Genomic DNA, 21,878 nt, shown 5'->3' with positions numbered 1-21,878 from the left:
GTCCTCACACCGTAGGTATTCCGTTTGCCGCGCAATCCGCGACCGCGACGCTGGCGTCGATGGTGCGCAGGCCGCGCGGCAGAGAGGGCGAAATCAGATAGACCGCATCAGCGGTCCGGCTGCCCCCTGCCTGTTTCGTTGTTGTGCGCACATGGCGCGCGAACCCGTAGTCCCGGATCAGCGCATATTGCGCGGCGGCGCATTCCGCATATTTGTCGAGGTCGCCAGGCGCGGCAGCGCCGCGCATGGAGACGTTGAATTGCACCAGATCGCCCTCCAGCAGGCTGGTTTCCACCCCTTCGTAGACAGGAGCGGGCTGCGCGCCTTCAGTGCCGGGCGCCATTGCGCAGGCGGCCAGCAGAAACGGCGTTATGAGGGCGAAGCGGATCATTCGGCGGCCAGTTTCCCGGTTTCGCGGGCCTTCACGCCTGCCGACAGCTCCGCCATCAGCTGCGATGCGCGGGCGATCGGGTTGGTCAGGTAGAAATCCTTGACCGCGGGCAGGAAGGACGCGCTGCCGAGCTTGTCCTGCTCCAGCGGCTCGCCGTCCTTTTCGGCCACTTCGTCGATCCGGGCCAGATGCGGAACTTCCGCGACCAGCGCCTGGCGCAGCTGCGCCAGCGAGTCATAGCCCAGCTTGGCTTCAGCTTCAGCGCTCAGCGCGCGCAGGATGGCCCAGTTTTCCTTGGCCTCACCCGGCGCAAAGGCTGCGCGCATGGCCAGTTGGGGTCGGCCTTCGGTGTTCACGAACAGGCCGTTCTCCTCGGTGTAGGCTGCGCCCGGCAGGATCACGTCGGCGCGGTGCGCGCCGCGGTCGCCGTGGCTGCCCTGGTAGATCACAAAGGCGCCTGCGTCGATTTCCACCTCATCGGCGCCGAGGTTGTAAATCACCTCTGCCCCGTCGATAGCTGCGGCCATGCCGCCTTCGGTCACAGCGCCGATGTCCATCGCCCCGACGCGGGAAGCGGCGGTGTGCAGCACCATCAGCTTGGAGCCGGTACCGGCAGCCAGTTTCTGCGCGGCGGCCAGAACCGCCAGGCCGTCGGCCTCGCGCAGGGCACCCTGCCCCACGATCACGACAGAGGGTGCGTCCTTGACGGCGCCGTAGTCCTTGTTCAGCAGGCCTTCCAGCGCAGCGCGGTCGGTGCCGACGTGGGCGTATTCATAGGTCAGGTCCGCCGGCTGGCCGACCAGGCCGACCTGCGCGCCGTTCAGCCATGCTTTGCGGATGCGGGCGTTCAGCACCGGCGCTTCGTCGCGCGGGTTGGTGCCGATCAGCTGGATGAACTTGGCGCTGTCGATATCCTCGATGGTGGCGGTGCCGGCATAGCCCGCGCGGTTGCCGATCGGCAGGCGGGCGTTGTCGGTGCGGCATTCAACCTTGCCGCCCAGGCCCTCGACCAGCTGCTTCAGCGCAAAGGCTGCCTCGACCGGAACCAGATCGCCGATCAGGCCCGCAATCTTCTTGTCCTTTATGGCATTTGCAGCAGCAGACAGCGCCTCCGCCCAGGTGGCGGGCTTCAGCTTGCCATCGACCCGCACGTAGGGACGGTCAAGGCGCTGGCGGCGCAGGCCGTCCCAGACAAAACGGGTCTTGTCGCTGATCCATTCCTCGTTCACGCCGTCGTGGTTGCGCGGCAGGATCCGCATCACTTCTCGGCCCTTGGTATCCACGCGGATGTTCGACCCCAGCGCGTCCATCACGTCGATGGTTTCGGTCTTGGTCAGCTCCCACGGGCGGGCGGTGAAAGCATAAGGCTTCGACGTCAGCGCGCCCACCGGGCACAGGTCGATGATGTTGCCCTGCAGGTTCGATTGCAGCGTCTGGTTCAGGTAGGAGGTGATCTCCGCATCCTCGCCGCGTCCGGTCTGGCCCATCTGGGTGATGCCTGCCACCTCAGTGGTGAAGCGAACGCAGCGGGTGCAGGAAATGCAGCGGGTCATGGTGGTGGAAACCAGGGGACCGAGGTCCAGATCGTCCACCGCGCGCTTGGCCTCCTTGAAGCGGCTGCCCGACAGGCCATAGGCCATCGCCTGGTCCTGCAGGTCGCATTCGCCGCCCTGGTCGCAGATCGGGCAATCCAGCGGGTGGTTGATCAGCATGAATTCCATCACGCCTTCGCGGGCCTTCTTGACCATCGGCGAGTTGGTCTTCACCTGCGGCGCCTGGCCTTCGGGACCCGGGCGCAGGTCGCGCACCTGCATGGCGCAGGAGGCGGCGGGCTTCGGCGGGCCGCCGACGACCTCCACCAGGCACATGCGGCAGTTGCCGGCAATCGACAGCCGCTCATGGTAGCAGAAGCGCGGGATCTCGACGCCGGCCTCCTCACAGGCCTGGATCAGGGTCATCGCCCCATCCACCTCGATCTCGGTTCCGTCAATGTTGATCTTGCGGAGGTCAGACATGGTCTATTTCGCCCTCAGTAACACGCCGATCGCGCTGTTTTTCTCAATCTCTGCGCGGCCATAGGCGCAGAATGTTTCGGGTTCGCCGTAGTCAACGCCGTTCTGCGCCAGGAGTTCTTCTCCCTTGGCGCGCATCCGGGCCTTTTCGGCATCAGATTCGATGTAGCTGCGGATTTCCGTGTCCGAGTATCCCAGCTCGTTTGCCCGCGCTTTGAGCCGGCGCAACTCGACCAGCCCTTTCAGGTAGCGCGGGGAAATATCCTCGCAGTAATCCGAGACTTCCTTGGCCACGGCGACGGCAAACAGCGGGTCTTCGATTTCCTGCACTTCGCGCAGCGACGGCTTGGTCAGGGCCGGGGCAGGCAGGGCAACAACGGTGGTCAGAACAGCAGCAATCAGGGCACGCATGGCATGGGACTCCTTCAGTTTCGAAGCCCCCATGCGCAAGGCCGCGCCTCTGCTATGCAATAGCAGCCGGGCCGCACGGCCCTGATATGCCGGAAATCCGCTCACGGAGTGCAGGTCCCCTGGAAGACGGCGCGGCCATCGGTGATGGTCAGCGGAATATCCTCGTTGCGCGGGTCGTTGGCCCATTCGATCTTGGAAGAACCATAGGTCGTCACGCAGTAGGTGGTGCCGCCATGTGCAGCCGCTTCGCGCGCACCCGTAAGCGACCGTTCGACGCCCTTGATGTCGATCTGGAACACTGCCGGATCGGTTTTCTTGTCGATGGGCTTGGCCTTGGCCTTGAACGGCACGCCGTCATACAGCGTGCGGCTCTTGTTGGTGACGGAGGTGCCGCAGGCCGAAACCAGCGCCAGAGCCGCCAGGCAGGCCGCAGGAACGGCCATCCGGTATGTCTTCAAGATGCTCAAAATACTGCCACCAATGCCAGGATCGCCAAGCCGGCCATGCAGGCCCAGCCGACAACATAAAAAACAGAGCGCGGGCCGCTGTGCGGTTTGCCGATGCCCTGAAGGTGAATGAAAATCATGATGACCCGCGCCGCCAGCGCCAGCGAGGCCAGCAGGTTCACCCAGAACGGCGCTGCACCCGCCAGAATTGCCACCAGTGTCACGGTGAGGAAGACAGGCAGCGTCTCGCAGCCGTTCAGGTATGCGCGGTTCAGCCGGTACGCCTTTTCCGCATAATCCTCCCGCGGCGTGGCCCCCGGTGCGAGGCCCGCCTTCTGCTTGGCCAACGCCGAAAACGGCGACAGCGCCAGGGTGATCAGAGTAAAGATCACCAGCGCGGCCAGAGCGTGGGAATATGCAGCGAAGGCTTCCATTGTTACTCAGCCGCCATCGCGCCCATGCGGCCGGTCTTCTGGGCCCGGATGCGGTCTTCGATTTCCTCGCGGAAGTTCTTGATCAGGCCCTGGATCGGCCAGGCCGCCGCATCGCCAAGGGCGCAGATGGTGTGGCCCTCGACCTGCTTGGTCACGTCCCACAGCATGTCGATTTCTTCCAGCTCTGCCTCGCCCTTCACCAGGCGGTCCATGACGCGCATCATCCAGCCGGTGCCTTCGCGGCAGGGGGTGCACTGGCCGCAGCTCTCGTGCTTGTAGAACTTGGACAGGCGCCAGATCGCCTTGATGATGTCGGTCTGCTTGTCCATCACGATCACCGCCGCAGTGCCGAGGCCGGACCCCAGCTCGCCGCGCAGGTAATCGAAGTCCATGATCGCGTCGCGCATGTTCTCGCCGCGCACGCACGGCACGGAGGAGCCGCCGGGGATCACCGCCAGCAGGTTGTCCCAGCCGCCGCGGATGCCGCCGCAATGCTTCTCGATCAGCTCCTCAAAGGAGATCGACATCGCCTCTTCAACGACACAGGGGTTGTTGACGTGGCCGGAGATCGCAAACAGCTTGGTACCTGCGTTGTTCTGGCGCCCGAAGGAGGCGAACCAATCGGCGCCGCGGCGCAGGATGGTCGGCACAACCGCGATCGATTCCACGTTGTTCACGGTGGTCGGGCAGCCGTAAAGGCCCGCGCCTGCCGGGAACGGCGGCTTCATCCGGGGCATGCCCTTCTTGCCTTCCAAGGACTCGATCAGGGCGGTTTCCTCACCGCAGATATAGGCCCCTGCTCCGTGGTGCAGGAAGACGTCGAAGTCCCAGCCGGAGCCAGCGGCGTTCTTGCCCAGCAGGCCCTGGTCGTAACATTCGTCGATTGCCGCCTGCAGCGCCTCGCGCTCGCGGATGTATTCGCCGCGAAGGTAGATGTAGCAGGTATGTGCGTTCATCGCGAAGGAGGCGATCAGCGCGCCTTCGATCAGCGTGTGCGGATCGTGGCGCATGATTTCCCGGTCCTTGCAGGTGCCGGGCTCGGATTCATCGGCGTTGATCACCAGATACGCCGGGCGGCCGTCGCTTTCCTTGGGCATGAAGGACCACTTGAGGCCGGTCGGGAAACCCGCGCCGCCGCGGCCGCGCAGCCCTGAGTCCTTCATGGTCTGAATGATCCAGTCGCGGCCCTTTTCGATGATGCCGGCAGTGCCGTCCCAATGGCCGCGCGCCTTGGCGTCCGCCAGGTTGCGGTCGTGCATCCCGTAAAGGTTGGTAAAGATCCGGTCCTGATCCTTCAGCATGTGTGCCTACCTTTGGCTGTCCCGGCGCATGCGCCAGAGTTGAAATATGTTGACCAGGGCATAGATCATGCCCGCCAGCGCGGCGAAGTCGAACAGCAGCGCATAGCGCCCCGGCAGCCCCAGCATGGGGCCGATGAACAGCGACAGGACGATCCACAGCGAAATTGTCCCGGCGATCACCAATGCGATGTGCCGGCCCTTTGCTGCAATGGCCTGGTCCTGTTCCTTGCTCATCTGTTCCCTATCACCCGGAGACAGCCCGGCCGGGCCGCATCCGATCAGTCTTCTTTGTCGTCGTAGATGTGCTCTTCTTTGGCACGCTTCGCGAACTCGGTCTCATCGCCGACCTGCAGGCGCTTGGCCTGCTCGATCCAGCCGTCCCGCTCGATCCGGCCCTTGAACTGGAGCCGCGCATCAACCCAGGCAATCTCTGCCTCGGTCCATTCGGCGATCTGGTCGAAATGGAAGAAGCCCAGTTCGTTGAGTTTTTCCTCCAGCTTGGGGCCAACGCCTTTCAGCAGCTTCAGGTCATCAGGGAGACCACCGCGGGCCTCTTTCAGAACTTCGGGCTCTTTCTCTTCCACCGCAGGAGCTGCGTCCTTCTTGGCCTCAGCTGCCTGCTTCACCGCCGACTTGGGCGCCTCGGGGGGTTTGGGCGGTGCACCCGCTGCCGCGCGGCCGGCAACAACGCCGTCCTTGCCGACCCACGGGGTCAGCAGCGGCACTTCATCGCCCTGGATGCGCTTGACGCCGTCCTTGATGTCCATCGCCAGCTGCACCGACGCGTTGTACTGCGTCTTGCCGCTGTCGAAGTCGGTCAGCGAGGTGAGGCCCGCTTTCGGCTCTGCTGCATAGCGGCCGTTCTGCGGCCCGGGGGCAACCACCTTGCCCGCGGCCAGATCATCCAGCAGCTTGGCAAAGCCCTCTGCCGTCAGATCCTCGTAATAGTCCTTGCCGATCTGTGCCATCGGCGCGTTGGTGCAGGCGCCCAGGCACTCGACCTCTTCCCAGGTGAACTTGCCGTCCGCCGACAGGGTATGCGGCTTTTCGGCGATCTTCTCCTGGCAGACGGCGATCAGGTCCTCCGCCCCGCAGATCATGCAGGAGGTGGTGCCGCAAATCTGGACATGAGCAACGGAACCAGTGGGTTGCAGCTGGAACATGAAGTAGAAGGAGGCAACCTCCAGCACCCGGATATAGGCCATGCCGAGCATGTCGGCGATGGCTTCGATCGCGGGCTTGGACACCCAGCCTTCCTGTTCCTGCGCACGCCACAGAAGCGGAATGACCGCGGAGGCCTGACGCCCTTCGGGGTATTTGGTGATCTGCGCCTCGGCCCAGGCCTGGTTGGCCGGGGTGAAGGCAAAGCTGTCGGGTTGTTCGGAATGCAGACGGCGAAGCATTAGCGGTCAATCTCTCCAAATACGACGTCCATGGTGCCGATGATGGCGGCGACGTCGGCCAGCTGGTGGCCCTTGGCAACGTGGTCCATCGCCTGCAGGTGCAGGAACCCGGGCGCGCGGATCTTGGAGCGGTAGGGTTTGTTGGACCCGTCCGCCACCAGATAGACGCCGAACTCGCCCTTGGGCGCCTCGACGGCGGCGTAAACCTCGCCTGCCGGGACGTGGAAGCCTTCGGTGTACAGCTTGAAATGGTGGATCAGGCTTTCCATCGAGGTCTTCATGTCGCCGCGCTTGGGCGGGGTCAGCTTGCCGCGGGCCAGCACGTCGCCGGTGGCTTCGCGCAGCTTGGCAATCGCCTGGCGGATGATCGAGGTCGACTGGCGCATCTCTTCCATCCGGCAGAGGTAGCGGTCGTAGCAGTCGCCGTTCTTGCCGATCGGCACCTGGAACTCGAACTCGTCATAGCATTCATAGGGCTGTGCGCGGCGCAGGTCCCATGCAAGGCCGGAGCCGCGCACCATGACGCCGGAGAAGCCGTATTTCTGGATGTCGTCCTCGGTCACCACACCGATGTCGCAGTTGCGCTGCTTGAAGATGCGGTTTTCGGTCAGGAGGCCATCGATGTCGTCCAGCACCTTGGGGAATTCCATCGCCCAGAGGTCGATATCATCGAGCAGTTCGTCCGGCAGATCCTGATGCACGCCGCCGGGACGGAAGTAGGCCGCGTGCAGGCGCGCGCCGCAGGCCCGCTCGTAGAAGATCATCAGCTTTTCGCGCTCTTCAAAGCCCCACAGCGGCGGGGTCAGCGCGCCGACGTCCATCGCCTGCGTGGTGACGTTCAAGAGGTGGTTCAGCACCCGGCCGATTTCCGAGTACAGCACCCGGATCAGCTGGCCGCGGCGCGGCACCTCGGTGCCGGTCAGCTTTTCAATGGCCAGGCACCAGGCGTGTTCCTGGTTCATCGGCGCCACATAGTCGAGGCGGTCGAAATACGGAAGGTTCTGCAGGTAGGTGCGGCTTTCCATCAGCTTCTCGGTGCCGCGGTGCAGCAGGCCGATATGCGGATCGCAGCGTTCGACGATCTCGCCGTCGAGTTCGAGTACTAGACGCAAAACCCCATGCGCCGCAGGGTGCTGCGGGCCGAAGTTGATGTTGAAGTTGCGGATCTTCTGCTCGCCGCTCAGCGCGTCGACGCTGCCGTCGTCAAATTTGGAGCCGTCCATCATTTTGAACCTCCATGCGAGATAGCTCTCCCACGATTTGAACGCACTACAACAAGGGAGCGCTTCGTAGAAAACTTCTCATTTTTAAAAAAGGACATAGCGACACCCAGCAAGGCCGCACAGCCTGCCAGCAAGGTTCCCACTTCGGCCAGAGGTTCAAACCACATCAGTTTGCGCCCTCCTTCTCGTCGCCGGGCAGGATGTACTCGGCACCTTCCCACGGGGACATGAAATCGAACTGGCGGTATTCCTGCACCAGCTTCACCGGCTCGTAGACCACGCGCTTCTGCGCCTCGTCATAACGGACCTCGGTGTAACCGGTGGTCGGGAAATCCTTGCGCAGCGGGTAGCCGCGGAAGCCGTAGTCGGTCAGGATCCGGCGCAGGTCCGGGTGGCCGGAGAACAGGATGCCGAACATGTCGTAGACTTCCCGCTCAAACCAGTTGGCCGAGGGGTGCACGTCCACGATCGAGGGCACCATCTCATCCTCGCGCACGGCGGCGCGCAGGCGGATGCGCTGGTTCCGGTACATCGACAGGAAGTGGTAGACCACGTCGAACCGCTTGGCGCGGTCGGGGTAATCCACCGCGGTGATGTCCACCAGGGTTGAAAACTTGCAGTTGGCGTCCGATTTCAGGAACTCCACCAGACCGGCGATGTTCGAGGGCGTCACGTCGATGTTCAGCTCATCAAAGGACACATCCCAGGCCACCACGCAATCGGGGCGTTTGGCTTCGATCTGGGCGCCAAGCTCTTTCAGTGCTTCAGTCATGTTGTCTCCGCCCTTCCTTAGCGCACCAGGGTGCCGGTGCGGCGGATCTTGCGCTGCAGCTGCATCAGGCCGTAGAGCAGCGCCTCAGCCGTCGGCGGGCAGCCGGGCACATAGACGTCGACCGGCACAACCCGGTCGCAGCCGCGCACCACGGAATAGCTGTAGTGGTAGTAGCCGCCGCCGTTGGCGCAGGAACCCATCGAGATCACGTAGCGCGGCTCGGGCATCTGGTCGTAGACCTTGCGCAGGGCCGGCGCCATCTTGTTGGTGAGGGTGCCTGCGACGATCATCACGTCCGACTGGCGCGGCGAGGCGCGCGGCGCGATGCCGAAGCGTTCGGCGTCATAGCGCGGCATCGAGGTGTGCATCATCTCCACCGCGCAGCAGGCGAGGCCAAAGGTCATCCAGTGCAGCGAGCCGGTGCGCGCCCAGTTGATGATGTCCTCAGCCGAGGTGAGCAGGAAGCCCTTATCCTGAAGCTCGGCATTGATGGCCCGGGTGACAACTTCCTTGTCCACGCCCGCCGTGTTGGGTCCGGTCATCACTGCCATTCCAGGGCCCCTTTCTTCCATTCATAGGCAAAGCCGATGGTCAGCACGCCCAGGAACACCATCATCGACCAGAAGCCGAGGTCGCTGATGTCCTTGAAACCGACGGCCCAGGGAAACAGGAAGGCGATTTCCAGGTCGAAAATGATGAAGAGAATCGAGACCAGATAGAACCGGACATCGAATTTCATGCGGGCATCGTCAAAGGCGTTGAAACCGCATTCATAGGCGCTGACCTTTTCCGGGTCCGGGTTGCGGACCGCCAGCACCACGGCTGCCAGGATAAGGACAATCCCCAAACCTGCCGCGACGGCCAGGAAGACCAGAATAGGCAGGTATTCCCTCAACATCTCTTCCAAGAGCAGCTCCTTTCCCCGGGCGGATTTCCGCGCGGCGTCAATTGGCGTGTTGATTTGGACTGTGCATACCCCCGCGCCCGGGGAGCGTCAACTGAAGCGACGTTAATCCACAAGGGTTTGGACAGAAAAAGCACGGCTGCCGTGCGGGGCGAATTCCCAAGCGTTTTCATAAGAAAAGCGGCCGCAAGGAAAACCGCGGCCGCCGCAAAAACGTGAGTCAATTATGCCGGTTTTCAGCTTTGCCAGGCGGGTTTGCGTTTTTCGAAGAACGCCGCGATACCCTCGCCGGCTTCCGGCCCTTCCCAGCGCTCGACAAGCGCCTTGATTGTATGGTCAATCACGCTGTCATCCAGCCGCGGCCCCAGATCGCGGGCCAGCTTCTTGGCCGCGGCAACCGCGCCGGGGGCGCAGTTCAGGTAGGGGGCAACTTCTGCCTCAACCGCCTCGGCCAACTGGTCCGCGGGCACCGCCTTGGCCAGCAGGCCGAGCTCCACCGCTTCTGCCGCGCCAAACAGACGCGCCGACATGAACACCCGCCGCGCCTTGGCTTCCCCCATGCGGGCGATCACATAGGGCCCGATGGTGGCGGGAATCAGTCCCAGCTTGGTCTCGGTCAGGCCCATCTTCAGATGATCCGCACCAATGGCCACGTCGCAAACCGACGCCATTCCGACACCGCCGCCGAATGCGTTGCCCTGCACCGCGCCGATCAGCGGCTTCGGCAGGGTGTTGAGCGCCATCAGCATCTCCGCCAGCACCCGCGCCTCGCGCGCGCGGGTTTCGGCATCGGCATCCATCTGCGCCCGCATCCAAGCAAGGTCGCCGCCTGCGCAAAAGCTTTTGCCGGCACCGGTCAGCACCACTACGCGGACAGTCTCGTCCCCGGCCAGCCGCTTCGCCGCCTGGGTCAGCTCCTGCAGCATCTGGCCGGACATGGCGTTGTGCTTCTCGGCCCGGTTCAGGGTCAGGGTGCAGACGCCGCGGGCGTCGGTGTCCAGGGTGATTGTCTCAAACATCTTGTGTCTCCGCTGAATTCTTACTGCAGGCCGCGCATCATCCGGGCCAGCGCCGCGGCTTCTTCCAGCACCTCCGCATCCAGGCCGGTGTCATAGCCCAGTTCGGTCAGGCGCTTGTGCACCGCTTCCGTTGCCACATTGCCCGCCGCGCCCGGCGCATAGGGGCAGCCGCCCAAGCCGCCGACGGCCGCATCGAACACCCGCACGCCCTGCGCCAGCGAAGCCTCGATATTGTCAAGCGCCCGGCCCGCGGTGTCGTGGTAGTGGCCCGCCAGCTGTGCCGCGGGCACCCGCGCGGTGACAGCCTTGAGCATCGCAGTGATCGCCTCCGGCGTTCCTTGCCCGATGGTGTCACCCAGCGAGATCTCGTAACAGCCAAGCGAGAACAGCCGTTCGGCCACCTCTGCCACCTTCCCGGGCGGCGTCGCCCCGTCATAGGGGCAGTCGGTCACACAGGAGACATAGCCCCGGACCGGCAGTCCGATCTCCTTGGCCGCGTCTAGAATGGGCAGGAAGCGGGTGATGCTTTCCTCGATGGTGGCATTGATATTGGCCTTGGAAAACCCTTCGGAAGCGGATGCAAAGACAGCAATCTCATCCGCCTGTGCCGCCACCGCATCCTCATAGCCGCGCATGTTGGGGGTCAGGGCTGCATAGCGCACGCCGGGCGCGCGGGTTATGCCGGCCAGCACCTCCGCGCTGCCGGCCATCTGCGGCACCCATTTGGGCGAGACGAAGCTTGCCACTTCGATGCGCCTGAACCCGGCGCGGCTCAGGCAGTCGGTCAGCGCCACCTTTTCCGCAACCGGAATCTCGCGCTTTTCATTCTGCAGCCCGTCGCGCGGGCCAACCTCGAAGATTTCGGCAAATTCGCCCATGGAATGCCCTCCGGCTTCTTCTTTCCAAAAATGCTCAAACTGCAGCGGGGGCGGCAGGCGCGCCGCCCCGGACCCGGGTCAGCCGTCTTCTTCTTCCAGCCGCACCAGCGCCGCGCCGGCCTCAACCTGGTCGCCGGCTGCGGCCAAAACCTCGGCCACCACGCCGTCGCGGGCCGCCAGAAGCGAATGCTCCATCTTCATCGCTTCCAGAATGGCAAGCCGGTCGCCCTCTTTCACCGCCTGGCCGGCCTCGGCAAAGACCGCCTTGACCAGACCGGGCATAGGCGCCTCGATGACGTTGCTGTCGCCGCCTGCTGCCGCATCGCGGTCCAGCGGATCCAGCGCGGTGAACTCCAGACCGTAGGCATCATGCACGGTGATCAGCGTTCCCGACTGCGAAACCGCGGGCATCCGGCGCTCATCAATGCGCCACTGGCCCTGGCTGCGTTCGGCCACGACGGTTTCGCCATCAACGGTCCACAGCTGCCGGTCCGGCCCGTCCACCTGCACGTCAGCGGTGAACTCCTCGCCCGCATGGGAAAGGGTGACAGCCCGGTGCAAGGGCGCCCAGAGGGTAAAGCCGGTGTCCGGTGCAGCCTCCGCCAGCTCCAGCGCCACCATGCCGGCCGCCGCCTTATGGCGCAGCTCCACCACCGGCGCCGCGGTCAGCGCGTCCAGATCGCGGGCAATCAGGCCGGTGTCCACTTCGCCGTTGGCAAAGCCCTCATGCGCCGCCAGTGCGCCAAGGAAGGCCAGGTTGGTGACGGTTCCGCCGACCTCGGTTTCCTCCAGCGCGCGGGCCAGCCGCGACAGCGCCACCTTGCGGGTGGAACCATGCACGATCACCTTGGAGATCATCGGGTCGTACCAGGGGCTGATTGTGTCCCCTGCCCTGACACCGCTGTCGGCGCGGGCCTCTGCCGGGAAGGACAGATGCGTCAGCGTGCCGGTTGCAGGCAGGAAGCCCTTGGGCACATCCTCCGCATAAAGCCGCGCCTCAAACGCGTGGCCGGTGATGGTGAGGTCTTCCTGCTTGGCAGGCAGGCTCTCGCCAGAGGCAACCCGCAGCTGCCACTCCACCAGATCGACGCCGGTGATCAGCTCCGTGACCGGATGCTCCACCTGCAGGCGGGTGTTCATTTCCATGAACCAGAACCCGTCGGGGCGCAGCCCGTCAGAGCCGTCGACGATGAATTCTACCGTGCCGGCACCCTTGTAGCCGATAGCTTCGGCCGCGCGCACGCCAGCCTGTCCCATCGCCTCGCGCATTTCCGCGGTCATGCCCGGCGCGGGCGCTTCCTCGATCACCTTCTGATGGCGCCGCTGCAGGGAGCAGTCGCGCTCGAACAGATGCACCGCGTGGGTCCCGTCGCCAAAGACCTGAACCTCGATATGCCGCGGCTGCTGGATGTATTTCTCGATCAAGACATCCGGGTTGCCAAAGGCGGTGGTCGCCTCGCCTTGGGCACTTTTCAGGGCATCGGCAAATTCGGCAGGCTTTTCGACCAGCCGCATCCCCTTGCCGCCGCCGCCGGCAACCGCCTTGATCAGCACCGGGTAGCCGATCTTCTCCGCCTCGCCCGCCAGGAACTCCGGGTCCTGATTGGTGCCGTGATAGCCCGGCACCACCGGCACGCCGGCCTCTTCCATCAGCGCCTTGGCAGCGTCCTTGAGACCCATCTTGCGAATGGCGTCTGCCGAGGGACCGATAAAGACCAGCCCCGCGGCCTCCACCGCCTCGACGAATTTCGGGTTTTCCGACAGGAAGCCGTACCCCGGGTGAATCGCCTGGGCGCCGGTTTCCTTTGCGACGCGGATGATCTCGTCGCCCTTCAAATAGCTGTCCGCCGGGGCCGGGCCGCCGATATGCACGGCCTCATCCGCCAGCGCCACATGTTTCGAAGCCGCATCGGCGTCGGAGTAAACAGCCACGGTCCGCACCCCCATGGCACGGGCGGTTTCCATCACGCGGCAGGCAATCTCTCCGCGGTTGGCAATCAGGATTTTGTCAAACATGGGAGATCCTCACATCCGGAAGACGCCGAAGCGCGTATCTTCGATCGGGGCGTTCAGGGCGGCGCTCAGCGACAGGGCCAGCACCTCGCGGGATTTGCGCGGGTCGATGATGCCGTCATCCCAGAGGCGTGCAGAAGCGTAAAGCGGGTGGCTCTGCTCCTCGAACATCTCGATGGTGGGACGCTTGAACTCCGCTTCTTCCTCGGTGCTCCAGCTGCCGCCCTGCCGTTCGATGGCGTCGCGTTTCACCGTCGCCAGCACGCCTGCAGCCTGCTCGCCGCCCATCACCGAGATGCGGGAATTCGGCCAGGTCCACAGGAAGCGCGGGGAATAGGCGCGGCCCGACATGCCGTAGTTGCCGGCACCGAAGGAGCCGCCGACCAGCATGGTGATCTTGGGGACATTGGTGGTCGCCACCGCCGTCACCATCTTGGCACCGTGGCGGGCGATGCCCTCGTTTTCGTACTTCCGCCCGACCATGAAGCCGGTGATGTTCTGCAGGAACACCAGCGGGATCTTGCGCTGGCTGCACAGTTCCACGAAATGCGCGCCTTTCTGGGCGGCTTCCGAGAACAGCACGCCATTGTTGGCGATGATGCCGATGGGGCAGCCCTTGAGGTGGGCAAAGCCGGTGACCAGCGTCTCGCCAAAGCGCGGTTTGAACTCGTCAAAGCGGGAGCCGTCGACCAGCCGCGCGATCACCTCGCGGATGTCATAGGGCGTGCGCAGATCGCCCGGCACCACGCCAAGGATTTCCTCGGGGTCATAGGCAGGCTCTTCCGGGCTGGCCCAGTTCACCGTCAGCGGCCTGGTGATATTCAGCGACTGCACCGCACGGCGGGCCAGCGCCAGCGCATGGGCGTCATCCTCGGCCAGATAATCCGCCACGCCGGAGAGGCGCGTGTGCACGTCGCCGCCGCCCAGGTCCTCGGCGCTGACAACCTCGCCCGTGGCGGCCTTCACCAGCGGCGGGCCGGCCAGGAAGATGGTGCCCTGCTCCTTCACGATGATGGTGACGTCCGACATCGCCGGCACATAGGCGCCGCCCGCGGTGCAGGAGCCCATGACGACGGCGATTTGCGGGATGCCCTTGGCCGACATCCGGGCCTGGTTGTAGAAGATGCGGCCGAAGTGGTCGCGGTCAGGGAAGACCTCGTCCTGGTTCGGCAGGTTGGCGCCACCGGAGTCTACGAGGTAGATGCAAGGGAGACGGTTTTCCTCGGCGATTTCCTGCGCGCGAAGGTGTTTCTTCACCGTCATCGGATAGTAGGTGCCGCCCTTCACGGTAGCGTCGTTGCAGACCACCATGACCTCCTGGCCGTGCACCCGGCCGATGCCCGCTATCACGCCGGCCGAGGGTGCGGCGCCGTCATACATGGCATGCGCCGCGGTGGCGCCGATCTCCAGGAACGGGGAGCCGGGGTCCAAGAGGTTCGCCACCCGGCGGCGCGGCAGCATCTTGCCGCGGCTTTCATGGCGGGCGCGGGATTTCTCGCCGCCGCCCATGCGCGCGGCCTCAGCCGCCTCGCTGATCTGCGCAAGCGCGTCCAGATGCGCCTCGCGGTTCTGCTTGAAGCCTTCCGAGGAGGGCATCGCCTTGGATGTGAGTTTCATGTCCACTCTCCCGTTATAGGGTTGAGATCTTTATTTCCGGTTGGGGCAGCGTACGCCGGGTATGCAACACCTTGAGTCATTCAGTTTCTCCCGCCGCCCGCGCCTTCAGCTCCTTGCGGATGACCTTGCCGGTCACCGTCATCGGCAGCGCATCCAGGAACGCCACTTCGCGCGGGTAGGAATAATGCGCGAGGCGGTCCTTGACGTAGTCCTGAAGCTCCTTCTCTGAGGCCTCCGCCCCAGGCTTCAGCACCACATAGGCCTTGACGATTTCGGTGCGCAGGCTGTCGGGCTTGCCGACCACGCCCGCTGTCGCCACTGACGGGTGCGTCAGCAGGCAATCCTCGATCTCCGCCGGGCCGATGCGGTAGCCGCCGGAGGTGATCACGTCATCCTCGCGGCCGACAAAGCGCAGGTAGTCGCCCTCCCAGATGCCGCGGTCGCCGGTCACCAGCCAGTCGCCGCGGAACTTGGCCGCCGTCTCCTCGGGCCGGTTCCAGTATTCCAGCAGCATCGAGGCAGAGCCGCGGCGGATGGCGACGTCGCCCTCGTCCTCCGTTGGGTTGCCTGCCGCGTCGATCACCGCCAGCTCATGCCCCGGCACCGCCTTGCCGATGCAGCCCGGGCGCGGCTCGAATTCAGCGGCGCAGGAGGAGGCCACCATGTTGCATTCGGTCTGGCCGTAGAACTCGTTGATGGTCACGCCCAAGCGCCGCCGGCCCCAGGCGAGCATCTCGGCGCCCAGGGGCTCTCCGCCGCTGGCAACAGAGCGCAGGCCGCTGAGCCCCTGCCCGGCTGCTTTCAGCATCCTGAGCGCGGTGGGCGGGAAGAAGATATTGCGCACCCCTGCCTGTTCGATCAGCGCCGCACATGCTTCCGGCGTGAACTTGTCCAGCCGCGCGGCCACCACCGGCACGCCCAGCGCCAGGCCCGGCATCAGCACGTCGAACAGACCGCCGATCCAGGCCCAGTCGGCGGGGGTCCAAAGGACATCGCCGGACTGGCCGAGGTGGTCGTGGCTGATGGCCACCCCCGGCAGGTGACCCGTCAGCACCCGGTGGCCGTGCAGCGCGCCCTTGGGGCTGCCGGTGGTGCCGGATGTGTAAATCAGAACCGCAGGTGTTTCAGGCGTGGTATCCGCAAAGGGCACCGGCGGGCCGTCGAAGCCTGCGCTGTCTGCCATCACCGCCTCAGCCAGATCGCCAAGCAGCTCCGCGCCTTCCGGATCGGTCAGGACAAACCGCACCCCGGCGTCGCCGGCGCGCGACGCCAGCGCGTCGCGCTTGAACAGCTTGAACAGCGGCACCGAAATGCCGCCCGCCTTCCAGATCGCCAGATGCGCCGCCGCACACCAGGGCGACTGGCTGAGCAGCACGCCCACGCGGTCGCCGGGCTGAATGCGCGCCAGCAGGTAGCGCGCCAGCCCGTCCGTCATCGCCGCCAGATCGCTATAGGAGATGTCGCGGCGCGCCGGGCCGGTCATGTCGATCACGGCGGTCGCGTCCTGCGGCCGTGACAGGCATTGCGCCGCCATGTTCAGCCGGTCCGGCAAGTGCCAGCTGCCATCGCTGCGGAGTCCCGGAATGTTACAATCTTCATGCATGTTTAGACATTCCTGAAATGCATAGCAGATATGCAGTTTTTCAGCGCATAATCAATGACTAAGGCGGCGCAGTTTTGATCCAGATCAGGGCTGGAACAGGGTTTGGCAGGCATCACCTCAGCGTGAACACAAGAAAAGGGACGCACCCCATGAAACGTATGGTTTCCGCACTTGCGCTGACCTCTGCCCTGGCCGCCCTGGCCGCCCCTGCCTTTGCCCAGCAGCAAGGCGACTGGACCGTCGGCGTCGGCATCGCCAACGTGAACCCGAAATCCGGCAACGGCACCCTGGCCGGTTTCGACGCCGACATCGACGACGGCACCGCGCTGTCGCTGACCGTCGAGTACTTCTTCCGCGACAACTGGGGTGTCGAGCTGCTGGCGGCGTCGCCGTTTGAGCATGACATCAGCCTGGGCGGCACCGAGATCGCCTCGGCCAAACAGCTGCCGCCGACCCTGTCGATCAACTACCACTTCCCGACCCAGGGCGCGATCAAGCCGTTCCTTGGCCTGGGTGTGAACTACACCACCTTCTTCGAGGAAGAGACCGCCCTCGGCAATCTTGAGCTGGACGACAGCTTCGGCATCGCGGTCAATGCCGGCGCCGACTACCAGATCTCCGACAACGGTGCGCTGCGGCTCAACGTCCGCTGGATGGACATCGACACCGACGCATCCCTGGACGGCGCCTACCTCGGCACCGCGGAGATCGATCCGGTTGTCGTGAACCTCGCTTACGTGCACCGCTTCTGATCCTTTGTGATCCGGTTCCGGTCCGGTGGCTGCTCCTGCGCCGCCGGGCCCGCTGAAAGACCCCGCCGCCCCTCTGGAGCTGCGGGGTCTGCTTTTTACATGGTGCCCATCAGTTCCCGGCCGATCAGCATCCGGCGGATTTCGCTGGTGCCTGCACCGATCTCCATCAGCTTGGCATCGCGGAAAATGCGGCCCACCGGGTTGTCGGACAGGTAGCCCGCCCCGCCAAAGGCCTGCACCGCCTGATGCGCCTGGGTCATCGCGACCTCGGAGGCGTAGAGGCAGCAGGCTGCGGCGTCCTGGCGGGTCACGGTGCCCTTGTCGCAGGCTTTGGCAACCTCATAGACGTAGGCACGCGCCGTGTTCATCGCCGTGTACATGTCGGCGATCTTGGCCTGCATCAGCTGGAAGTTCCCGATCGGCTGGCCGAACTGCTTGCGCTCTTTCATGTAGGGCATCATCTCGTCCATGCAGGCAGCCATGATGCCGGTGCCGATGCCTGCCAGCACCACGCGCTCGTAATCGAGGCCGGACATCAGCACGCGCACGCCCTTGCCCTCTTCGCCCAGAATGTTCTCGAACGGCACTTCGACATCCTCGAACACCAGCTCGGCGGTGTTGGAGCCGCGCATGCCCAGCTTGTCGAAGTGCTTGGAGGTGGAAAAGCCCTTGAATTCCTTCTCGATCAGGAAGGCGGTGATGCCCTTGGAGCCCGCTTCCGGATCGGTCTTGGCGTAGACCACCAGGGTGTCGGCATCGGGACCGTTGGTGATCCAGTACTTGTTGCCGTTCAGGCGGAAGTGGTCATTGCGCTTTTCCGCGCGCAGGCTCATCGACACCACGTCGGAGCCGGCGCCCGCCTCGGACATGGCCAGCGCGCCGACGTGTTCGCCGGAGATCAGCCGCGGCAGGTATTTCGCCTTCTGCTCGGCGTTGCCGTTCAGCTTGATCTGGTTGACGCAGAGGTTGGAATGCGCGCCGTAGGACAGCGACACGGAGGCGCTGGCACGGGCGATTTCCTCAATCGCGACGGTATGGGCCAGATAGGACATGCCGGCACCGCCGAATTCCTCCGGCACGGTGATGCCCAGGAGGCCCAGGTCACCCATCTCCCGCCACAGCTCCGCCGGGAACTCGTTCTTCTGGTCGATCTCCTGCGCCATCGGCTTGACGCGGTCCTGCGCCCAGCGGTGAACCACATCGCGCAGCGCGTTCACGTCCTCACCAAGATCGAAAGTCATGCTTGCGTTGAACATCCCGCAGATCCTCCAGGCCAGAGCCGATTATATGAACAGTTGTTCAATTCAATAGAGGAGCCCGCGATTCGGGTCAATCGTGTTCCTGTTTGGGGTGCCCGAACGGCAGCGGGCGGCCCGCGTGGGGCCGCCCGCATCCGGCAGTTTCAATTTGGCTTAGCGGACCACATGGACCACGGTGCGGCTGTCCGCCCCCACCAGGACCGGCAGGCCGTTCAGGTAGACATAGCGGTAGTCAGATTCCGGAACCGGGGTCAGCTGCACCTCTTCCGGGATCATGACGCCAGTCACCACTTCGCCCTGAACATAGACAGGTTCGGTGGCGTGACTGCGCACATAGGTCACGACTTCCTCGTCCGGCACGGCGGCCTCGCCCGCAGCGGCGCCTGCAATCGCCCCGGCCACGACACCGGCCGGGCCGGCAATCAGGCCGCCGGTGATGGCACCGCCTACGGCACCCAGCTCAGCATCGTGTTCGCCGGTTTTTTCATAGGTCACGGTGCTGATTTCCACCGGGCTGTCCTTGGCCACCACCGGCACGTATTTCTCGGTGACGGCGCCGGTCAGATATTCGCCATAGGCCCAGCCGTCAGCGCCCTCGTAGCTCACCTTGCACCAGTTGCTTTCCTCGATGCAGCCCTCAAGACCGACCGAACCCGAAGGCGAAATGACGCCGATGATCTCGTACTGCGGCCCCGGACCCGCGCGCAGGTTCAGGTCGGTCACAGCCCGCACTTCAGCGCCGGCCCAGACCGGCGCGGCCAGCAGGGCCAGAGCGGAAGCCGTCAGGGCGGTTTTGGACGTGTGCATCGTTCTCTCCTCAATGCAATTTCTGTTAAAAGGCGCCTCCTTGCGCCGTTGCGGAGAGACAACGCCGGCTTTTCCTGAAAGGTTCCCGGGATCTTTTGAGCGCATCTGCGCGTAGAGTTGGCATGAGCGGGAAACAGCCGCCCCAACGCCATCAGGAGCACCACATGACACGATTGATCCGCACCCTGGCCGCTGCATTCTGCCTGGCGGGCCTGCCCGCCGCCGCCGAGGAGGTCGGCCAGATCGGAGTCGACTGGGTCGGCAACGACATCATCATCGAGGCCATCGCCGACCCCAAGGTCGAAGGCGTGACCTGCCACATCGCCTATTTCGAACGCGGGCTGATTGACCGGCTGTCCAAGGGCAACTGGTTCGAGGATCCGTCAAACGCCTCTATCGCCTGCCGTCAGACCGGCCCCATCACCGTGGGCGACATCGACCGCGGCCGCGACGGCGAGGATGTGTTCCGCGCATCGCGCTCCATCATCCTGAAATCGCTGCGGGTGAAGCGCATCTTTGACGAGGCCAACCAGACGCTGATCTATGCCGCCCACGCGGCAGAGCTGACCGACGGGTCGGCCAAGGTCTCGATCTCGACGGTGCCGCTTTATCAGGCGGACTGATAGACGGCGGAAACCTCTGCCCGGATGATGCGGGCGATCTGGGCGCAGTCCTCCAGGCTGAAGGTCAGCGGCACCCGCATGTCGATGATGCCTGCCAGAATCCGGTCGCTTTGCGGCAGCCGCGGGGTGTCCGCATAGCGCCAGCTGTCGTAGCGGGAGGTGAAGGCAACCGGCTCCGGCGTGCCGAACCACTTCAGCTCCACCCCGCGCGCGGCACAGCGGCGCACAGCCTCCTGAACCGCTTCTTCGGACCAGTCCAAAAGCAGGAACTGGATCGAGGAGCCGACATAGACCTCCTGCGCGGGGCGCTCCACTACGGTGAGCCCCGGGGTGCCGCGCAGGCCGTTCTCGACCGCGCGGTAGCGGTCGTTCCAGCGTTCCACCTGGGTATCCAGGTCGCGCAGCTGCGGCCGCAGGATGGCAGCGCGAAGATTGTCCATGCGTCCCGAGATGTTGGGGGTCTCGTATTTCACCCGCTCGAACACCTCCGGCCCCGGCGCCGCCAGATGGCGGCCGTAAAGCATGTAGGAGCCGGACAGCATGATGGCGCGGGCGGCAATCTCTTCGTCATCGGTGATCAGCAGCCCGCCCTCGCCCGAGTTCACGTGCTTGTAGGTCTGGCAGGAATAGCAGCCAACCGCGCCATGTCTGCCAGAAAGCACCTTGTTCCAGGACGCCCCCATTGTATGGGCGCAATCCTCGATCACGGTGATGCCTGCCGCGTCGCAGATCTCCATCAGCCGGTCCATGTCGCACAGATGCCCGCGCATGTGCGACAGCATCAGCACCTTGGCCTGGCCCGCCTTGGCCGCCAAGTCATCCAGATCAATAGTCAGGTTTTCGGTCACCTCGACAAACACCGGCTCCGCCCCGACGGAGGCGATCGACCCGGGCACCGGCGCCAGCGTGAAGGCGTTGGTCAGCACCTTGTCGCCGGGCTTCACCCCGACTGCGCGCAGAGAAGTTGCCAGCGCGTAGCCGCCGGACGCCACCGCCAGGCAGTATTTCGCGCCCATCTGCACCGCGAACTCCTGCTCCAGCAGGGCGGTTTCGCCCTCTTCACCCTCCGCTACGTTGTAACGGTGCAGGCGCCCGTGGCGAAGCACCGCCAGCGCGGCCTCGATGGCGTCTTCGGGAATGGGTTCTTGCTGGGTGAAAGACCCGGTAAATGTCTCGCTCATGCGGCGTTTGTGAGCCGCCGCCGGCGACGCGTCAAGTGCGAACCCCGGCAGACGAATATCCCGAAACTAAGTTGCGGGATCACGCAATCAGCCGTTCGGCGACTTCCGGCAGGTCCTCAAACCGGTGCAACAGCGCTTCTGGCTTGAGGGCCGCCATATCATCCCCCGAGGGGCCGAAGGTCACCAGCACCGAAGGCACGCCGGCATTGGCCGAGGTGTTGCGGTCGGTGTCGCTGTCGCCGACCAGCAGTGTGCGGGACGGATCGCCGCCCGCGCGGCGGGCGGCCTCGAACAGCGGTTCGGGATCTGGTTTGCGCACCGGCAGCGTGTCTGCACCGACCAGCGAGGCAAAGGCATCCCGCACCCCGAGGCTGCGCATCAGCTGGTCTGCCAGCCCCTCCGGCTTGTTGGTGCAGATGCCGACGCCGAAACCTGTGGTTTTCAGCGCGTCCACGGCTTCCATCGCGCCGGGATAGAGCACGGTGTGAAGGTCGATTGCTTCACGGTAGACATCCAGGAACACAGGGTAGAATTCTTCCACTACCGCCGGATCATACTGACCCACACGTTTCAACCCATGCGTCAGCATCATCCGGGCGCCGCGCAGCGACACTGCCGCATCCTGCGGATGGCTCAGCACATCGCCCAGCCCCATTTGGCGGAAACAGGCATTGGCCGCCGCCAGCAGATCGCCGGAGGTATCCGCCAGCGTGCCGTCCAGATCGAAGATAACCGTTCGCATATCCTGCCCTTTCGGCACTTTTCCGCCGCCGCATATTGCAGCCCGCAATCTTGTTTGATGGCGCGGTCCCTTGCGCCCCGCCCCCCA

23 protein-coding genes are annotated in these 21,878 nt (G+C 64.6%); 2 read left to right on the top strand and 21 right to left on the bottom strand.

Annotated features, from left to right (window positions below):
• Nucleotides 1-4: 4 nt before the first annotated feature.
• The 17 genes from KUW17_RS00200 to KUW17_RS00120 all read right to left on the bottom strand — a co-directional run bounded on the left by KUW17_RS00200 (nt 5) and on the right by KUW17_RS00120 (nt 16,427).
• Nucleotides 5-391, bottom strand: coding sequence for a hypothetical protein (locus KUW17_RS00200; protein WP_222475056.1), 387 nt, complete (start codon nt 389-391; stop codon nt 5-7).
• Nucleotides 388-2,406, bottom strand: a complete 2,019-nt coding sequence (gene nuoG / locus KUW17_RS00195; protein ID WP_222475055.1) for an NADH-quinone oxidoreductase subunit NuoG — start codon at nt 2,404-2,406, stop codon at nt 388-390. The genes KUW17_RS00200 and nuoG overlap by 4 nt, the downstream gene beginning before the upstream one ends.
• A 3-nt stretch (nt 2,407-2,409) precedes the next feature.
• On the bottom strand, nt 2,410-2,814 hold the full coding sequence (locus tag KUW17_RS00190; RefSeq protein WP_222475054.1) for a DUF5333 domain-containing protein: 405 nt from the start codon (nt 2,812-2,814) through the stop codon (nt 2,410-2,412).
• A gap of 101 nt (nt 2,815-2,915) precedes the next feature.
• Nucleotides 2,916-3,257, bottom strand: coding sequence for a hypothetical protein (locus KUW17_RS00185; protein WP_222475053.1), 342 nt, complete (start codon nt 3,255-3,257; stop codon nt 2,916-2,918).
• Nucleotides 3,258-3,277: 20 nt separating this feature from the next.
• Entirely contained in the window at nt 3,278-3,694 is a 417-nt protein-coding gene (locus tag KUW17_RS00180) for an MAPEG family protein (RefSeq protein ID WP_222475052.1), read from the bottom strand.
• Nucleotides 3,695-3,696: 2 nt separating this feature from the next.
• A complete protein-coding gene (gene nuoF, locus KUW17_RS00175; protein ID WP_222475051.1) occupies nt 3,697-4,995 on the bottom strand; it encodes an NADH-quinone oxidoreductase subunit NuoF in 1,299 nt (432 codons plus the stop codon).
• A gap of 6 nt (nt 4,996-5,001) precedes the next feature.
• Nucleotides 5,002-5,229: a DUF5337 domain-containing protein gene (locus KUW17_RS00170; RefSeq protein WP_222475050.1), complete on the bottom strand. Its 228-nt coding sequence runs from the start codon at nt 5,227-5,229 to the stop codon at nt 5,002-5,004.
• A 44-nt stretch (nt 5,230-5,273) separates the two neighbouring features.
• Nucleotides 5,274-6,398 carry an NADH-quinone oxidoreductase subunit NuoE gene (gene nuoE, locus KUW17_RS00165; RefSeq protein ID WP_222475049.1) on the bottom strand — a complete coding sequence of 375 codons (1,125 nt, stop codon included), beginning with the start codon at nt 6,396-6,398 and terminating at the stop codon, nt 5,274-5,276.
• Complete coding sequence (locus tag KUW17_RS00160) at nt 6,398-7,621, bottom strand: NADH-quinone oxidoreductase subunit D (RefSeq protein ID WP_222475048.1); 1,224 nt, start codon at nt 7,619-7,621, stop codon at nt 6,398-6,400. Before KUW17_RS00160 ends, nuoE begins: the two co-directional genes overlap by 1 nt.
• A 166-nt stretch (nt 7,622-7,787) precedes the next feature.
• Nucleotides 7,788-8,393, bottom strand: coding sequence for an NADH-quinone oxidoreductase subunit C (locus tag KUW17_RS00155; protein ID WP_222475047.1), 606 nt, complete (start codon nt 8,391-8,393; stop codon nt 7,788-7,790).
• A 17-nt stretch (nt 8,394-8,410) separates the two neighbouring features.
• The gene (locus KUW17_RS00150; protein ID WP_019295997.1) at nt 8,411-8,944 is read right to left on the bottom strand and encodes a NuoB/complex I 20 kDa subunit family protein; all 534 of its coding nucleotides are present in this window, start codon (nt 8,942-8,944) and stop codon (nt 8,411-8,413) included.
• Nucleotides 8,935-9,300, bottom strand: coding sequence for an NADH-quinone oxidoreductase subunit A (locus tag KUW17_RS00145; RefSeq protein WP_019295998.1), 366 nt, complete (start codon nt 9,298-9,300; stop codon nt 8,935-8,937). Before KUW17_RS00145 ends, KUW17_RS00150 begins: the two co-directional genes overlap by 10 nt.
• Nucleotides 9,301-9,533: 233 nt before the next feature.
• Entirely contained in the window at nt 9,534-10,316 is a 783-nt protein-coding gene (locus KUW17_RS00140; RefSeq protein ID WP_222475045.1) for a crotonase/enoyl-CoA hydratase family protein, read from the bottom strand.
• 20 nt (nt 10,317-10,336) lie between these two features.
• Nucleotides 10,337-11,194, bottom strand: a complete 858-nt coding sequence (locus KUW17_RS00135; protein ID WP_222475043.1) for a hydroxymethylglutaryl-CoA lyase — start codon at nt 11,192-11,194, stop codon at nt 10,337-10,339.
• Nucleotides 11,195-11,272: 78 nt separating this feature from the next.
• Entirely contained in the window at nt 11,273-13,210 is a 1,938-nt protein-coding gene (locus tag KUW17_RS00130; protein WP_222475041.1) for an acetyl/propionyl/methylcrotonyl-CoA carboxylase subunit alpha, read from the bottom strand.
• Between the two features lie 9 nt (nt 13,211-13,219).
• Entirely contained in the window at nt 13,220-14,824 is a 1,605-nt protein-coding gene (locus KUW17_RS00125; RefSeq protein ID WP_222475039.1) for a carboxyl transferase domain-containing protein, read from the bottom strand.
• A gap of 76 nt (nt 14,825-14,900) precedes the next feature.
• Nucleotides 14,901-16,427, bottom strand: coding sequence for an AMP-binding protein (locus KUW17_RS00120; protein ID WP_222475037.1), 1,527 nt, complete (start codon nt 16,425-16,427; stop codon nt 14,901-14,903).
• A 149-nt stretch (nt 16,428-16,576) separates the two neighbouring features.
• Between KUW17_RS00120 and KUW17_RS00115 the strand changes: the two genes are divergently transcribed.
• A complete protein-coding gene (locus KUW17_RS00115) occupies nt 16,577-17,179 on the top strand; it encodes an OmpW/AlkL family protein (protein ID WP_222475035.1) in 603 nt (200 codons plus the stop codon).
• 95 nt (nt 17,180-17,274) lie between these two features.
• Here KUW17_RS00115 and KUW17_RS00110 read toward each other — a convergent pair whose 3' ends face one another.
• Entirely contained in the window at nt 17,275-18,435 is a 1,161-nt protein-coding gene (locus KUW17_RS00110; RefSeq protein ID WP_222475033.1) for an isovaleryl-CoA dehydrogenase, read from the bottom strand.
• Nucleotides 18,436-18,591: 156 nt separating this feature from the next.
• Entirely contained in the window at nt 18,592-19,245 is a 654-nt protein-coding gene (locus KUW17_RS00105; protein WP_222475031.1) for a DUF1236 domain-containing protein, read from the bottom strand.
• 164 nt (nt 19,246-19,409) lie between these two features.
• On the opposite strand from KUW17_RS00105, the gene KUW17_RS00100 reads away from it, so the two are divergent.
• Nucleotides 19,410-19,868, top strand: coding sequence for a CreA family protein (locus KUW17_RS00100; RefSeq protein ID WP_222475030.1), 459 nt, complete (start codon nt 19,410-19,412; stop codon nt 19,866-19,868).
• Here KUW17_RS00100 and KUW17_RS00095 read toward each other — a convergent pair.
• Nucleotides 19,856-21,049, bottom strand: a complete 1,194-nt coding sequence (locus KUW17_RS00095) for a DegT/DnrJ/EryC1/StrS family aminotransferase (protein ID WP_222475029.1) — start codon at nt 21,047-21,049, stop codon at nt 19,856-19,858. The two genes, KUW17_RS00100 and KUW17_RS00095, sit on opposite strands and share 13 nt — an antisense overlap.
• Nucleotides 21,050-21,128: 79 nt before the next feature.
• Complete coding sequence (locus KUW17_RS00090) at nt 21,129-21,791, bottom strand: HAD-IA family hydrolase (protein ID WP_222475028.1); 663 nt, start codon at nt 21,789-21,791, stop codon at nt 21,129-21,131.
• Nucleotides 21,792-21,878: the final 87 nt, after the last annotated feature.

The organism is Leisingera aquaemixtae, from assembly GCF_019801145.1.
Classification (GTDB): Bacteria; Pseudomonadota; Alphaproteobacteria; order Rhodobacterales; family Rhodobacteraceae; genus Leisingera; species Leisingera aquaemixtae_A.
Note: the sequence above shows the minus strand (reverse complement) of the source record. Positions and strands in the feature narration are given on the sequence as shown.